The sequence below is a fragment of the Pseudomonas sp. Irchel 3H3 genome, from assembly GCF_900187635.1.
Lineage (GTDB): Bacteria > Pseudomonadota > Gammaproteobacteria > Pseudomonadales > Pseudomonadaceae > Aquipseudomonas.
In genome coordinates this window covers 209,291-222,101 of record NZ_FYEC01000008.1, presented here as the reverse complement: position 1 = coordinate 222,101, position 12,811 = coordinate 209,291, and the positions used below count along the sequence as shown (strand labels likewise).

Here is a 12,811-nt window from a genome sequence, read left to right as displayed (position 1 = left end):
TTGACTATCAGTCTGACAGCACAAGCACCCACACGAATTGCTTGATTCAGTTGTTAAAGAGCGGTTGGTTAAGATCTTTCGTCTCAACCGAGGCGCGCATTCTACAGCAGCCTCATTTGCTGTCAAGTGGTATTTTTCAGAAGCTTTTGAAGATTTCCTCAACAACTTCAACCACTTGCGCTTCCGATCACTCGGTAGCGGGAGGCGAATTCTACAGCGTTACACGCTGCTGTCAACACCTCTTTTTCAACTCCTTTCGTGCTTCGATGAACTGAAGCAACCCGCTGCCGAAAACTGCGTAACTCATTGTTTACCAAGGAGTTTTCCGTTTCGACTGCGCCGGAAGTGGGGCGAATTATAGACATATAGAATCTGACGTCAACTGCTAATTTGGTTTTTCTATCAAAAGCCGGCACTCCACGGAAAATCGGCAGGCAACCCCACAACCGAGATAAAAAATGCGCAGTATATTGCTCAGCTGATCTTAGTTACGCATGATGTAACACATACCTGACTTTTACCCTGGAAGACGCCCCGCAATGAATGAGCAATCCCGCAGCCTGACCTCGACCCTGTTCCCGGTTGGCCTGCTATTAATAGCCATGGCGTCGATTCAGTCCGGCGCCTCCCTGGCCAAGAGCATGTTCCCGGTGGTCGGCGCTCAAGGCACCACAACCCTGCGCCTGATTTTCGCCAGCGTGATCATGATCCTCCTGTTGCGCCCCTGGAAGGCCAAGCTTACCGCCCGCTCACTGCAGACCGTAGCGGTCTACGGCGTGGCGTTGGGTGGCATGAACCTGCTCTTCTATATGTCGCTGCAAACCGTTCCACTGGGCGTTGCCGTGGCACTGGAGTTCACCGGCCCCCTGGCCGTAGCAATCTACGCGTCACGCAAGGCCATCGATTTCCTGTGGATTGGCCTGGCCATCGTCGGCTTGCTACTGCTGGTCCCCACTGATGCGGCCAGCGCGAGCATTGACCTCATGGGGGCCGGTTATGCACTGGCAGCGGGCGTCTGCTGGGCGCTGTACATTCTCTTCGGGCAGAAAGCCGGCGCCGACAATGGCGTGCAGACAGCCGCCCTGGGCGTGATGATCGCCGCTATCTTCGTCACACCCTTCGGTGTTGCCCACGCCGGCGCTGCCTTATTCACGCCATCGCTGATTCCCGTCGCACTGGGCGTCGCAGTATTGTCCACGGCCCTGCCCTACACCCTGGAAATGATCGCCCTGACCCGAATGCCAGCGCGCACCTTTGGCACCCTGATGAGCGTTGAGCCTGCCATTGCAGCCATGTCCGGCCTGCTGTTCCTCAATGAGTACCTGTCAGTGGCCCAGTGGATGGCCATCAGTTGCATCATCCTGGCTTCGGTGGGTGCTACTTTGACCATGGGCCGTGAAGCCAAACCTATGGTGGCGACTGATTGAGAAACATTCCTACAAAGGTCTGGCATTTCTCTTTCAATTAGGCCATGTTTAGTCGCTATCCGGCATTTGACATGGACAGTTCGGATAGAGAACTTACACCCCGTAAAGCAAAAGCGTAGGCTGTCAGGCTCGGTTGCCAGACCCGAGACCGCAATAGGGAAAGGAATGAAACGATTTTTGGTATTTATAGCAGTACTTGCCATCGCAGGATGCGCCGCAACCTCTAAAACCGAAGTCAAGCGCGGGAAGAAAGGCCTGCATATCAATTGCTCCGGCCTTTCCTCTTCGTGGGACCAATGCACGGCGACCGCCGTCAAGGCGTGTGGACCAAAGGGCTACAGAGTCGTCGCCAAGTCCGGGGACAGCGTTGAAGACTCGGGGGACTACCCCTTCGGCCTCAACCCTGCCGGCTATACCAGCCGCAGCATGATTATCATCTGCAAGTAACAGCATCGGCGCTCGCGGTTCAGCGAGCGCCTATCTGGCGTGTGATCTCTTCGTAGTTCGATGACAACACGCTGCTCTGGATCTGTGGGCTCACCAGCATTCGCGCCACCACCAATGCCCCGACACATTGCGACAGAATCGCCCACGCCAGGCTGTCACTCTGCAGAATGGCTGCCCAGTTCTCGTGCAACCGGCAGATCCAGTGCTCGGCCTGCTGGCGCACCGCAGTGTCGGCACGGGCAATTTCGGCGCCCAATGCTGGCAGTGCGCACCCGGCGCCTGGCTGTTCGACATGGGCCATGCTCAAGTAGTGCTTGAGGCAACGCTCCAGCCTGACGCGACTTAATTCACCGTCGCCACTCAAGCGCTCAAGACTCTGGCGTAATTCACGCTCGACGATAGAGGCAAAGAGTTGGTCTTTCGACGAGAAGTGACTGTAGAACGCACCGCCACTGAGACCAATGGCTTTCATCAAGCCATCCACTCCCACGGTGGCAAACCCCTCCTGCTTGGCGGACACCGAGCTGCTTTCCAGCAGTTTCTGCCGGGTTTCCAGCTTGTGACTGGCTGAGTAACGCATCGCGGCTCCCAAAATTGCATCGTCTTGACGTCGCGCTGATCGTAGCATAACGTTCGTTTAGTTAACGACCGTTTACCAAAGAGCGATGACTATGACCACAGCTACCCATAACAACAAAGTCGTGCTGGTTGTCGGTGCCGGCGACGCCACTGGCGGAGCCATTGCCAAACGTTTTGCCGAAGAAGGATTTATTGCCTGCGTCACTCGGCGCAGCGCCGATAAGCTGCAGCCGCTGGTTGACGCGATCAATGCCAATGGCGGCCAAGCCCACGGCTTTGCCTGTGATGCGCGCAAGGAAGAGGAAGTCATTGCGCTGGTCGAGCAGATCGAGAGTCAGATCGGCCCCATTGAAGCGCTGGTCTTCAACATCGGCGCCAATGTCCCCTGCAGCATCCTCGAAGAAACCGCGCGCAAATATTTCAAGATCTGGGAGATGGCCTGTTTCTCGGGGTTTCTCAATGCCCGCGAAGTGGCCAAGCGCATGGTCACCCGCCAACGCGGCACGATTCTGTTTACCGGGGCCACTGCCGGCCTGCGCGGCGCCGCAGGTTTTGCTGCATTCGCCGGGGCCAAGCATGGCATTCGTGCCCTGGCACAAAGCATGGCCCGGGAACTGGGGCCGCTGAACATCCACGTCGCGCACGTGGTGGTCGATGGCGCCATCGATACCGACTTTATTCGCGACAGCTTCCCGGAAAAATACGCACTCAAGGCCGAAGACGGGATTCTCGACCCTGAGCACATTGCCGAGAACTACTGGTTCCTGCACAACCAGCCGCGCGATGCGTGGACCTTCGAGCTGGACCTGCGGCCCTGGAGCGAACGCTGGTAAGCACTGCCTCCCAACAATAATCAGAGTGCATCGAACATGAGCAAGTGCGTGGAGTTTTTCTTTGACCTGGGCAGCCCGGCCACTTACCTGGCCTACACCCAACTGCCAAGCATCTGTGAACAGACCGGCAGCCAACTGATTTACCAACCGATGTTGCTCGGCGGGGTATTCAAGGCGACTGGCAATGCGTCACCCGCAACCATTGCAGCCAAGGGGCGCTACATGTTCCTGGACCTGGATCGCTACGCCAGACGCTACGGCGTCGAGTTTTCGCTCAATCCGCATTTCCCGATCAACACCCTGTTGCTGATGCGCGCTGTCACCGGCATGCAGGTGCGCCATCCCGAACGTTTCCTCGACTTTATCGACTGCCTGTTTCGGGCGCTCTGGGTCGATGGGCGCAACCTCAACGACCCGGCGACCGTTGCCACAGTCCTCACCGAGCACGGCTTCGACCCGCAGGAGGTACTGGCGTTGACCGTCGACGATGAGGTCAAGGCCGCGCTCAAGGACAAGACCGAGCAAGCGATTGCGCGAGGAGTATTTGGCGCGCCGAGCCTGTTTGTCGGTGACCAGTTGTTCTTCGGTCAGGACCGCCTGGACTTTGTCCGCGAAGCATTGAGCTGACGCAGCGCGCCGCAGCCGCAAGGGCTGAGGCGCACTCTGTAGTCAAATGGCAGCAGTGCGCGTGAGCAACCACTCAAGCGCTGGCCCTTCGAGCAACGGGCTCAGGCGCCGGCGCACTTCGGCGTGATAGCCGTTGAACCACTCGCGCTCATCCTCGGTCAGCAAGGAGGTTTCCAGGCAGCGGGTGTCGATCGGACACAGGGTCAGGGTTTCGAACCTGAGGAATTGACCAAATTCGCTGCTGCCCGCCTCGCGGTTCAACACCAGGTTCTCGATACGTACCCCCCAGCGTCCCGGACGATAAGTGCCAGGCTCGATGGAGGTAATCATCCCCGGCTGCATCGCGGTCTGTGGCGCGGCCGCCGCCTGATAGGCAATCACCTGCGGGCCTTCGTGCACATTGAGGAAGTACCCGACGCCATGCCCGGTGCCATGACCGTAATCCACGCTTTCGGCCCAGATCGGCGCCCGCGCAATGGCGTCGAGCAGCGGCGAGAGAATGCCCCGCGGAAACTGCGCACGGGACAAGGCGATCACGCCCTTGAGGACTCGGGTGCAGTCGCGTTTCTGCTCGGCAGTCGGCGTGCCGACCGGGACCATCCGAGTAATGTCGGTGGTGCCGCCCAGATACTGGCCACCGGAATCGATCAGCAGCAGGCCGTCGCCTTCAATCACCGCATGCTCTTCTTCGGTCGCGTGATAGTGCGGCATGGCACCGTTGGCGTTGTAGGCGGCAATGGTGTTGAAGCTCAGCGAGACATAACCCGGGCGTCGGGTCCGAGCCGCGGTCAGGTGTTCGTCAATGGTCAGCTCGGTAATACGCTCGCGCCCCAGCGCGCTGTCGAGCCAGGTGAAGAACTCGCAGAGGGCAGCGCCGTCCTGCTCCATGGCCTGACGAATGTGCTCGGCATCGGCCAGGCTTTTCTGCGACTTGGCCAGGGTGGTCGGGTTCAAACCCTCCACCAGCTTCACGCCGCTGTGCAGGTTGCCCAGCAGGCCGGCTGTGACCCGCGCCGGGTCGATCTGCAGGCTGCTGCCACCCGGAATGGCCGCCAAGGCCGCAGCCACTTCGCTGTAATCGCGCAGCGTCACGCCGTCCTGCTCGAGGATCGCCCGCAGTGGCGCATCGACCTTGCTCAAGGCCACAAACAAGGTTGCCTGCTGCTGGCTGATCAGCGCAAAGGACACGAATACCGGGTTGAACGACACATCGGCGCCACGCAGGTTGAACAGCCAGGCAATGTCGTCGAGGGTGGCGATGAAGTGCCAATCGGCACCGCGGGCGAGCAGGGTTTCGCGCAAGGTAGCGAGCTTGTCGCCACGGCTGACGGTCGCCTGGGGTGGCAAGTGCTGATAAATCGGTTGGTCCGGCAAGCTCGGGCGATCGCTCCAGACTTCGCTCAACAGGTCGAGATCGGTGCGCAGGCGTGCCCCGCGCTCTTCCAGCTTGCTACCCAGGGTACGCGCCGAGGCAACGGCCATAACCGCGCCATCCACCGCTACCACGCAGCCTTCCGGCGTTTGCTCGGCCAGCCACTCCAGAGGCCCCGGCTGGCCCGGTTGCAGTTTCACCAACTCGATACCGCTGCCCTTGAGTTCCTTGCCCGCCTGTTCCCAGTAACGGCTGTCGGCCCAGATGCCGGCAAAGTCCTGGGTGACGATCAGTGTCCCGACCGATCCATGAAAGCCCGACAGCCACTGCCGCCCTTGCCAGTAACCCGGCAGGTACTCCGACAGATGGGGATCGGCCGACGGCACCAGCAACGCGTGAATACCCTCCCGGCTCATCAGCTCGCGGGTGCGCGCCAGGCGCTGGGGGACCGTTCCCTGGGTCAAAGGCTGCGTACTCATCATGTCTCCTGCTAACCACTTCAATATTGTTATAGGGCGCTGACTTATGGTCGGCGCATCAGGGTTGGGCGGTCGCCCAGAACGCCGGTGCACTGGCGGTTGCCGCCTTGATCAACTGGGCGGCCTGATCGATATCCTGCTCACGGGTGAAGCGCCCAAGGCTCAAGCGAATCGTGCGCCCCGCCGCCCGGGCATCGTGGCCCAGGGCCAGGAGCACATGGGAGGGAGCGTTGCTAGCGGAATTGCAGGCCGAGGTCGCGGAGAACGCTATCGAAGCGCTCAACGCCTGGGCATTGAACTCGCCTTCGTGGAAGGTCAGGCTCAGGGTGTGGGGAATACGCTGGCTCGGACTGCCATTGAGCCGCAGGCCCGCGATGCCTCCGAGTTGCTCCAGCAAGCGCTCGCGCAACCGCGAGATGATCCCGGCCTCCTCGGCAAAGTGTTCGGCCGCCAATGCAAAGGCAGCGCCCATGCCCGCGATCTGATGAGTCGCCAGGGTGCCGGAGCGTAAGCCGCCTTCGTGTCCGCCACCATGGATCTGCGCCTGCAGGCGCTGCTCGGCCCGCGGGCCGACGTAGAGCGCGCCGATGCCCTTGGGGCCGTAGATCTTGTGGGCGGAAAACGACATCAGGTCGACCGGCCACCGCGCAAGGTCAATCGTCACCTTGCCCGCGCCCTGGGCGGCATCGACGTGGAACAAGGCCCCGTGTTCGCGCACGCGCTGGCCGATGGCCGGGATGTCGTTGACGGTGCCCAACTCGTTGTTGACCAGCATCAGCGACACCAGGAAGGTGTCTTCGCGCAGCGCCGCGCTGACCGCTTGCGCGGTGATCAGGCCATCGGCGTCGGGCAGCAGATAAGTCACATCGACCCCGGCATCCTGCAATTGCCTGGCCGTATCGAGGATCGCCTTGTGTTCAATCTGGCTGGTGATGATGTGCCCGCCCGGCTGTTGGCGGGCCTGGGCCACCCCCTTGAGGGCCAGGTTGTTGGATTCTGTGGCGCCGGAGGTCCAGACGATCTGGGATGCCTGCGCGCCCACCAGGTCGGCGACTTGCTGGCGCGCCAGTTCGACCGAACAGCGGGCCTGCTGGCCAAAGGCATGGGAGCTGGAGGCGGGGTTACCGAAGTTGCCGTTGAACCCCAGACAATCGACCATCACTTGGATGACCCGCTCATCCACCGGCGTGGTGGCGGCGTAATCAAAATATAAAGGACGTGTATTCATAAAAAAGGCTCGCAGAGCAGGTTCCGGGATCAGGTGCGGCGGATGCACTCACTGCGCGGTGCCCGCTTGCGGCGCCGGCTTGCGGCGCTCGCTTGCGATGGCGCATGACGGCAGGAGTTCCAGCAATACCTGATCGGATGCAGTTAAAGAAGGACAACTTCATTAAAAGTGCGTAGGAACGCTCCTGAAGTTGAGCTTAACAGGCATCTGCCACCGGGTTGAAGCACCAGTCAGCCAAAGCTCTGCTGCAACATGGGGTACAGCGAGGCCACCAGCAGCAATGCCATGCCCCAGTTGAACAGGCGCAGCCAGCGCCGGTCCCGCAGGACATTGCGCAACAGCGAGCCACAGACCACCCAGACACCGACGCTGGGCAGGTTGATCAGGGCAAACACGGCCGCGATCACAATCACATTGGTGAAGTAGCCCTGCAGCGGTGTATAGGTACTGATGGCACCAATTGCCATGATCCAGGCCTTGGGATTGACCCACTGGAAGGCCGCCGCGCCCAGGTAGCTGATGGGCTGGCCGCGCCCCTCTTCGCTGTCCGAGACCGGCCCTGCGTGGGCAATCTTCCACGCCAGGTACAGCAAGTAGGCCGCGCCGACAAAACGCAGCACGTTATAAAGCAACGGATAGGTTTGAAATACCGCTCCCAGGCCAAACCCCACGGCCAGCACCAGGACAAAAAAGCCGCAGGTAATCCCCAGCATGTGCGGGATGGTACGGTTAAAGCCGAAATTGACCCCGGAGGCCAGCAACATGGTGTTGTTCGGCCCGGGCGTGATCGAAGTCACCAGGGCAAACAGGGCAAAGCCGAGCAGTACATCCAGGGAGAGGGTCATGGTGCGCTTCCATCAGGTCAGTCAGGACTCGACCCTATCGCAGCGTCCACACGGCGGGCACGCACAGTTAACAAAAACTTCAAGCAGTACAGTCGCTCAACTCGCCCGTCCGTGCAGTTGCAGGGAGCGCTCGGCGTTCATCTCGGCCTGCGGGTCAAATCCGCTGGCTTTGCTTGGCTGGGGTAGCAACTGGGCCTTTTTCGCCTGGTATTCATCAAACGACAAGCCACGACGACTCAGCGCTTCCAATGCCAGTTCGCGGCTTTCCTCGGCCGAATAAGGCCGCAGTTCCGGGGCCGGGTGAGTGGCGCAACCGGCAAGCAGCGAGGCGATCAACAACAATGTGGCGCTTGGCAAATGATTCATGGGGGCGATTCCTGAGAGCTGTCCTGAAGCAATGGACACAGGCTACGCCCCAGCCTTTCTCGAGAAAAATCATCGCGCTCGATAGTCCTTATCGAGTTTTTTGCGCGTTAGCGCGTCCTAGCCCACCAGGCTGCATTGCAAGGCATTGTCCGGGCTGCGCTCAATGCTGCGCAGAACCTGGAACGAGCCGAAGGTCACACCCTTGGCCTGATGGGTGCGGATCAACTGCCAGAAATCCTGCTCACCGCTTTCGAAACTGCGAAACGCCGCCTCACCTGCCTCACGGGTTTGCCACTGCAGGTAATTGAGCACTCGCCGTCCGTCATCGCTGGCCTGCACACTGGCGCTGAGAAAGCCGCTGTGGTGCTGGGCCAGTCGCTCGGTCTGGGCGGATAACGCCGACACCAGGCCATGTTGTTGATGGGGCTCGATCTCGAATTCGATCAGTTGGGTAAAACTGCGATTGTTCTCTATCGATTGCATGAGGATTCCCCCTGGCACGTAAGTCGCATCTTGCGAATTGAAGGTTGGCAGGATAAAACCTCTAGTTAAGTCAAGGTCAAGTGGCAATTGAAATGATCAGCAAGGAACACCTGCACAAAGAGTTGAGTGTCGGGCAACTGGCGCAGCGCAGTGGCGTGGCGGTTACCGCCCTGCACTTCTATGAGTCCAAGGGGCTGATCCACAGCAACCGCAACCCGGGCAACCAGCGTCGTTACCCACGGGAAGTGCTGCGCCGGGTGGCGTTGATCAAAGTGGCCCAACGCCTGGGCATTCCCCTGGCGGAAATCGGCGCGGCCCTCAAGTCCCTGCCTGACCATCGCGCGCCGACGGCGGCAGACTGGAAACTGCTGTCGGAAAAATGGAGCAATGACCTTGATGAACGGATCCGTCAACTGAGCCTGCTGCGCGACAAACTCAATGGCTGTATCGGTTGCGGTTGCTTGTCGATGGAGGCCTGCCCGCTGCGCAACTACGGGGATGTGCTGGGTGAGCAAGGCGCCGGCGCGCAGTTGCTGGTACCGGGTCATTGATAGCCCCTGATTGATAGCCACTTGCTGGCCATGCAGCAACCCGTCGGCCGATCCGTGGCGGCACCAGGGCTGGCCTATAGTTACTCGACCGCAAATCGGCGAGAAACAGTGCGCCATCCCCCACCCACCCTGGAGAACCGTCATGAGCGTTAAACCCATCCCGGAGGGTTATCACAGCATCACGCCTTACCTGGGAATCCACAAAGCTGCCGAAGCCATCGAGTTCTACAAAAAAGCCTTTGGCGCCACTGAGGTCATGCGCCTGTCGATGCCCGACGGCAGCATCGGCCATGCCGAACTGCGTATCGGCGACTGCCCGATCATGCTTGGCACGCCGTGCGACCAAGGCCCCTTGAGCAATCCCGACACCTCGCCCTCAGTCGGCCTGCATCTGTATGTCCAGGATGTGGATCAAAGCTACGCCCAGGCAATCAACGCCGGTGGCATCGTGGTGTCCGAGGTCAAGGACCAGTTCTACGGCGACCGTTCGGGCACCCTGAAAGACCCCTACGGCCATTTATGGTTTCTGGCCACCCGCAAGGAAGACCTGACTCAGGAGCAGATCGAACAGCGCGCCAAGGACATGTTCAATCAGCAATAATCCCCAGCCCCTATAGGAACTGGCTTGCCCGCGAACCACAATCTTCAGCCTGAGTGCTTGTTTTCGGGGCGCTGGCGATTGTTTTTGCTGGCAAGCCCGGGCCAACCATTGCGGCGCCTGCAGCCATGAATGCGTCTTGGAAACATTTGCTTTCATATTGTTTTTCGGGATTTTTGATTCTCATTCGTCTTAAATAGATGCAGCAGGTCGCGTAGGCAAAAGCTACGGCCGGCTTTTTCGGGAATCACGGTGCATCCACACCGCTCCTCTCATCGAATCAAGACCCTCATTCATGTCGAAGAAGTCCCGTTCCAAACTGTGGTTTCTGGTGCACAGCTGGCTGGCATTGCCCATCTGGTTCTTTGTACTGATCGTCTGCGTCACCGGCACCCTGGCGGTAGTCAGCCAGGAGATCGTCTGGCTGGCCAATCCGGACATCCGTGCCGGCCAACCATCCGACGACGCCGAACTGTTGAGCTATGACCAGGTCATTGCCGCAATCAAGCAGGCCGAACCACTCACCATCGTCGAATCCATCAGCCGCCCGGATGAATCGCACTTCGCCCTGTCAGCCCAGGTGAGCTACCCGGACGGACGCTCGGTCGAGGTCTATGTGAACCCCTACAGTGGCGTGATTCAAGGGATCAGCCCGGACTTCAACTTCCAGGCCTTTACCCGTGCACTGCATGGCTGGTGGCTGGTGCCCTTTACCAACGGTTTCAGCTGGGGCTGGTACCTGGTGTCGTTCCTCGGCATTCCACTGCTGGTGTCTTTGATCACTGGCCTTGTGGTGTACAAGAAGTTCTGGAAGGGCTTCTTCAAGCCCACCCTGCGGTTCAACCACGGAGCGCGGATCTTCTGGGGCGACTTCCATCGCCTGAGCGGCATCTGGTCGATCTGGTTCATCGCGGTGATTTCCATCACCGGCATCTGGTTCTTGATCCAAGCCCTGTTGTTCGACAACCAAATTTCCATCTCCAGCGAGCCGGTGGTCCCGGTGGTCGCCCGCGAAAGCGTGCCCCTGTCGGCTGATGGCTCCCCGCCGAAAATGCTCGACCTGGACAACGCTATCCTGATCGCCCAGGAGAAAATCCCCGGTTTGGAAGTGAGCTTCGTCAGCCTGCCGAGCAACGCCTACAGCCACCTCAACATCGGTGGCCGTGGCTGGTATCCGCTGATGTTCCAGACCGCCACGATCAACCCCTACAACGGCGACATCGATGCCTCGCGGCTGCTCTCGGACCGCACCGGCCTGGAGTTCGTCACCGAATCCATGCGCCCGTTGCACACCGGCGACTTCGGCGGCCTGTGGATAAAACTGATCTGGTTCTTCTTCGGCCTGGTCCTCAGCATGATGGTGCTCAGCGGCTTGCTGATCTGGACCAAACGCACCGCCCTGGCCACCGCCCACGCGCTGAAGCGCAGCAACAAGACGCCCCGCCCGGCCAAGGTCGAACAGCCAGTGGCAGCCATGAACGACAACTCGCCGGAGGGTAACCTGTGAGCAAGGCCATCACCGCAGTCCCTCCTTCGCGCCTGAGCGTGTTCTGGCGTAAATGGCGCTTTCACATCAACATCCTGCTGCTCCTGATTCCACTGGGGTTCATGCCCAAGTACTTCGCCGACGTCGCGCTGTTTCGCGGCGACAGCGGCCTGGGTGAGCGGGAAGTCGGTGAAATCCAGGTCGGCCCCTGGAGCCTGCGTCTGGCCGAACTGCGCAATCAGGAGCCGCAACTGTCAGGCCCGGCCGGCTACATGAAGAGCTTTAACGCGGCGCTGTGCCAATCCTGCATCGGCCAGGTCAAGGCGACTTACCTGCGCATCGGCAAACCCCGCAGCCTGCGTGCCGCCGGGGTGATTTTCTTCGGCGCCCCCTATCGCATGGGCGCGACCTTGCCGATCCCCGAGAAGAGCAAAACCGACGCCGAAATCTGGATCACCATGGAAGGCTGGGACGGCAGCATGCATCAGGCGGCCGTGCCGCTTGCCCAAGCGTCCCCGGCCACTATCGCCTGGCTGAACAAACAAGGAGGCAAACCATGACCGTTGCCCGCAGCTTGACCCCTTTGCGCCTGCTTGGCAGTGCGCTGGCCCTGGCCCTCGGCGCGGGCTTCAGTGCCCAGGCGCTGGCCCACAACCCGATGTGCGAATGCAAGGCCATCGACGCCGAGCAGATCCAGTGCACCGGCGGCTTCTCCGATGGCAGTGGCGCTCCTGGCGTGACCCTGGATGTGATCGGCTATGACGAAACCATCCTGGTGCCGGGCAAACTCGGCGCCGACTCGACCCTGACCTTCAAGAAGCCCGGATCCGAGTTCTATGTCTTGTTCGACGCCGGCCCAGGCCACGTGGTCGAGATCGACCAAGCGGATATCGAGGCCCCATGAGTACGCCCACCACACAGCTCGTCCGCCCGGCCGGTGCCGGCCATGAAACCCTCTACGTACTGTTGCTGTGCCTGGCGATTCTCGCAGTTGCCGGTTCCGTGGTGCTCTGGCGTGGCGAGCCAGAGGTGGTCAGCAGCGTGCAAACCCATCAACTGGATGCGCGGCGCGATCTCGGCGCCTCGGAGCAAGGCATTTATGCCGACCTGCGGGTGACCCTCGATGAAATCCACCTGCTGCGTGAAGAGCAGCAAGCCCTGCCGACCCCGCAAGTCCTGGCCGATGAGGGTTTTGCGCCTTTCGCCCAAGACGCCAGCTCCGTCAGCCGTGGCGCTCACGCCTGGCAGTTGCTGGGCAGTGGCGCGTACTTCGGGCAGAGCCAGGTACCGAGTGTCGCCGGTTCCTTCCTGATGCGCCTGAATGCGCACGGCAACACCGAACCGGATATCTGGCTCAACCGCAGCGCCGGCCTCCAGGCCCCTGCCGATCTGGCCGACGCCGCGCTGATCAGCGCAGGCTGGCAGCAGGTCATCGCCCAATTCGACGCCGGTGTCACTCGCCAGCATCGTCACTGATTTGCGTATTTACC

16 protein-coding genes are annotated in these 12,811 nt (G+C 60.5%); 10 read left to right on the top strand and 6 right to left on the bottom strand.

Translation table 11 applies throughout. From position 1 onward, the window contains the following. Window positions 1-539: 539 nt before the first annotated feature. A complete protein-coding gene (gene rhtA / locus CKW24_RS12310) occupies window positions 540-1,427 on the top strand; it encodes a threonine/homoserine exporter RhtA (RefSeq protein WP_095168252.1) in 888 nt (295 codons plus the stop codon). A 165-nt stretch (window positions 1,428-1,592) separates the two neighbouring features. Then, complete coding sequence (locus CKW24_RS12305) at window positions 1,593-1,874, top strand: hypothetical protein (protein WP_095168251.1); 282 nt, start codon at window positions 1,593-1,595, stop codon at window positions 1,872-1,874. Window positions 1,875-1,893: 19 nt separating this feature from the next. Here the strand turns inward: CKW24_RS12305 and CKW24_RS12300 are convergent, their stop codons facing one another. Continuing rightward, on the bottom strand, window positions 1,894-2,454 hold the full coding sequence (locus CKW24_RS12300; protein ID WP_095168249.1) for a TetR/AcrR family transcriptional regulator: 561 nt from the start codon (window positions 2,452-2,454) through the stop codon (window positions 1,894-1,896). Window positions 2,455-2,545: 91 nt separating this feature from the next. Here CKW24_RS12300 and CKW24_RS12295 point away from each other — a divergent pair, with 91 nt between their 5' ends. Both CKW24_RS12295 and CKW24_RS12290 read left to right on the top strand, forming a co-directional pair. Next, complete coding sequence (locus CKW24_RS12295; protein ID WP_095168247.1) at window positions 2,546-3,286, top strand: SDR family oxidoreductase; 741 nt, start codon at window positions 2,546-2,548, stop codon at window positions 3,284-3,286. A 36-nt stretch (window positions 3,287-3,322) separates the two neighbouring features. Then, window positions 3,323-3,913, top strand: a complete 591-nt coding sequence (locus CKW24_RS12290; RefSeq protein WP_095168246.1) for a 2-hydroxychromene-2-carboxylate isomerase — start codon at window positions 3,323-3,325, stop codon at window positions 3,911-3,913. A gap of 42 nt (window positions 3,914-3,955) precedes the next feature. Here the strand turns inward: CKW24_RS12290 and CKW24_RS12285 are convergent, their stop codons facing one another. The 5 genes from CKW24_RS12285 to CKW24_RS12265 all read right to left on the bottom strand — a co-directional run bounded on the left by CKW24_RS12285 (window position 3,956) and on the right by CKW24_RS12265 (window position 8,686). Continuing rightward, window positions 3,956-5,764: an aminopeptidase P family protein gene (locus CKW24_RS12285; protein ID WP_095168244.1), complete on the bottom strand. Its 1,809-nt coding sequence runs from the start codon at window positions 5,762-5,764 to the stop codon at window positions 3,956-3,958. 58 nt (window positions 5,765-5,822) lie between these two features. Next, the gene (locus tag CKW24_RS12280) at window positions 5,823-6,992 is read right to left on the bottom strand and encodes a cysteine desulfurase family protein (protein WP_095168242.1); all 1,170 of its coding nucleotides are present in this window, start codon (window positions 6,990-6,992) and stop codon (window positions 5,823-5,825) included. A gap of 230 nt (window positions 6,993-7,222) precedes the next feature. Next, complete coding sequence (locus CKW24_RS12275; RefSeq protein WP_095168240.1) at window positions 7,223-7,837, bottom strand: LysE family translocator; 615 nt, start codon at window positions 7,835-7,837, stop codon at window positions 7,223-7,225. A 96-nt stretch (window positions 7,838-7,933) separates the two neighbouring features. Next, window positions 7,934-8,203, bottom strand: a complete 270-nt coding sequence (locus CKW24_RS12270) for a hypothetical protein (protein WP_095168238.1) — start codon at window positions 8,201-8,203, stop codon at window positions 7,934-7,936. Window positions 8,204-8,320: 117 nt separating this feature from the next. Continuing rightward, complete coding sequence (locus CKW24_RS12265) at window positions 8,321-8,686, bottom strand: antibiotic biosynthesis monooxygenase (RefSeq protein ID WP_095168236.1); 366 nt, start codon at window positions 8,684-8,686, stop codon at window positions 8,321-8,323. 92 nt (window positions 8,687-8,778) lie between these two features. On the opposite strand from CKW24_RS12265, the gene soxR reads away from it, so the two are divergent. From soxR to CKW24_RS12235, 6 genes are all read left to right on the top strand, one after another. Next, window positions 8,779-9,237 carry a redox-sensitive transcriptional activator SoxR gene (gene soxR, locus CKW24_RS12260; protein WP_095168235.1) on the top strand — a complete coding sequence of 153 codons (459 nt, stop codon included), beginning with the start codon at window positions 8,779-8,781 and terminating at the stop codon, window positions 9,235-9,237. A gap of 142 nt (window positions 9,238-9,379) precedes the next feature. Then, the gene (locus CKW24_RS12255) at window positions 9,380-9,838 is read left to right on the top strand and encodes a VOC family protein (protein ID WP_095168233.1); all 459 of its coding nucleotides are present in this window, start codon (window positions 9,380-9,382) and stop codon (window positions 9,836-9,838) included. A 292-nt stretch (window positions 9,839-10,130) separates the two neighbouring features. After that, window positions 10,131-11,342: a PepSY domain-containing protein gene (locus CKW24_RS12250; protein WP_095168231.1), complete on the top strand. Its 1,212-nt coding sequence runs from the start codon at window positions 10,131-10,133 to the stop codon at window positions 11,340-11,342. After that, window positions 11,339-11,881 carry a thiamine pyrophosphate-binding protein gene (locus tag CKW24_RS12245; protein ID WP_095168230.1) on the top strand — a complete coding sequence of 181 codons (543 nt, stop codon included), beginning with the start codon at window positions 11,339-11,341 and terminating at the stop codon, window positions 11,879-11,881. The genes CKW24_RS12250 and CKW24_RS12245 overlap by 4 nt, the downstream gene beginning before the upstream one ends. Next, window positions 11,878-12,225 carry a hypothetical protein gene (locus CKW24_RS12240; protein WP_256585454.1) on the top strand — a complete coding sequence of 116 codons (348 nt, stop codon included), beginning with the start codon at window positions 11,878-11,880 and terminating at the stop codon, window positions 12,223-12,225. The genes CKW24_RS12245 and CKW24_RS12240 overlap by 4 nt, the downstream gene beginning before the upstream one ends. Beyond that, the gene (locus CKW24_RS12235; RefSeq protein ID WP_095168228.1) at window positions 12,222-12,797 is read left to right on the top strand and encodes a DUF6162 family protein; all 576 of its coding nucleotides are present in this window, start codon (window positions 12,222-12,224) and stop codon (window positions 12,795-12,797) included. The genes CKW24_RS12240 and CKW24_RS12235 overlap by 4 nt, the downstream gene beginning before the upstream one ends. The last annotated feature ends 14 nt before the right edge of the window (window positions 12,798-12,811 follow it).

Excerpts from the sequence above, each read along its gene's own strand:
- rhtA (WP_095168252.1), top strand. The coding sequence starts at position 540 with ATGAATGAGCAATCCCGCAGCCTGACCTCGACCCTGTTCCCGGTTGGC.
- CKW24_RS12305 (WP_095168251.1), top strand. The coding sequence starts at position 1,593 with ATGAAACGATTTTTGGTATTTATAGCAGTACTTGCCATCGCAGGATGC.
- CKW24_RS12300 (WP_095168249.1), bottom strand. The coding sequence starts at position 2,454 with ATGCGTTACTCAGCCAGTCACAAGCTGGAAACCCGGCAGAAACTGCTG.
- CKW24_RS12295 (WP_095168247.1), top strand. The coding sequence starts at position 2,546 with ATGACCACAGCTACCCATAACAACAAAGTCGTGCTGGTTGTCGGTGCC.
- CKW24_RS12290 (WP_095168246.1), top strand. The coding sequence starts at position 3,323 with ATGAGCAAGTGCGTGGAGTTTTTCTTTGACCTGGGCAGCCCGGCCACT.
- CKW24_RS12285 (WP_095168244.1), bottom strand. The coding sequence starts at position 5,764 with ATGAGTACGCAGCCTTTGACCCAGGGAACGGTCCCCCAGCGCCTGGCG.
- CKW24_RS12280 (WP_095168242.1), bottom strand. The coding sequence starts at position 6,992 with ATGAATACACGTCCTTTATATTTTGATTACGCCGCCACCACGCCGGTG.
- CKW24_RS12275 (WP_095168240.1), bottom strand. The coding sequence starts at position 7,837 with ATGACCCTCTCCCTGGATGTACTGCTCGGCTTTGCCCTGTTTGCCCTG.
- CKW24_RS12270 (WP_095168238.1), bottom strand. The coding sequence starts at position 8,203 with ATGAATCATTTGCCAAGCGCCACATTGTTGTTGATCGCCTCGCTGCTT.
- CKW24_RS12265 (WP_095168236.1), bottom strand. The coding sequence starts at position 8,686 with ATGCAATCGATAGAGAACAATCGCAGTTTTACCCAACTGATCGAATTC.
- soxR (WP_095168235.1), top strand. The coding sequence starts at position 8,779 with ATGATCAGCAAGGAACACCTGCACAAAGAGTTGAGTGTCGGGCAACTG.
- CKW24_RS12255 (WP_095168233.1), top strand. The coding sequence starts at position 9,380 with ATGAGCGTTAAACCCATCCCGGAGGGTTATCACAGCATCACGCCTTAC.
- CKW24_RS12250 (WP_095168231.1), top strand. The coding sequence starts at position 10,131 with ATGTCGAAGAAGTCCCGTTCCAAACTGTGGTTTCTGGTGCACAGCTGG.
- CKW24_RS12240 (WP_256585454.1), top strand. The coding sequence starts at position 11,878 with ATGACCGTTGCCCGCAGCTTGACCCCTTTGCGCCTGCTTGGCAGTGCG.
- CKW24_RS12235 (WP_095168228.1), top strand. The coding sequence starts at position 12,222 with ATGAGTACGCCCACCACACAGCTCGTCCGCCCGGCCGGTGCCGGCCAT.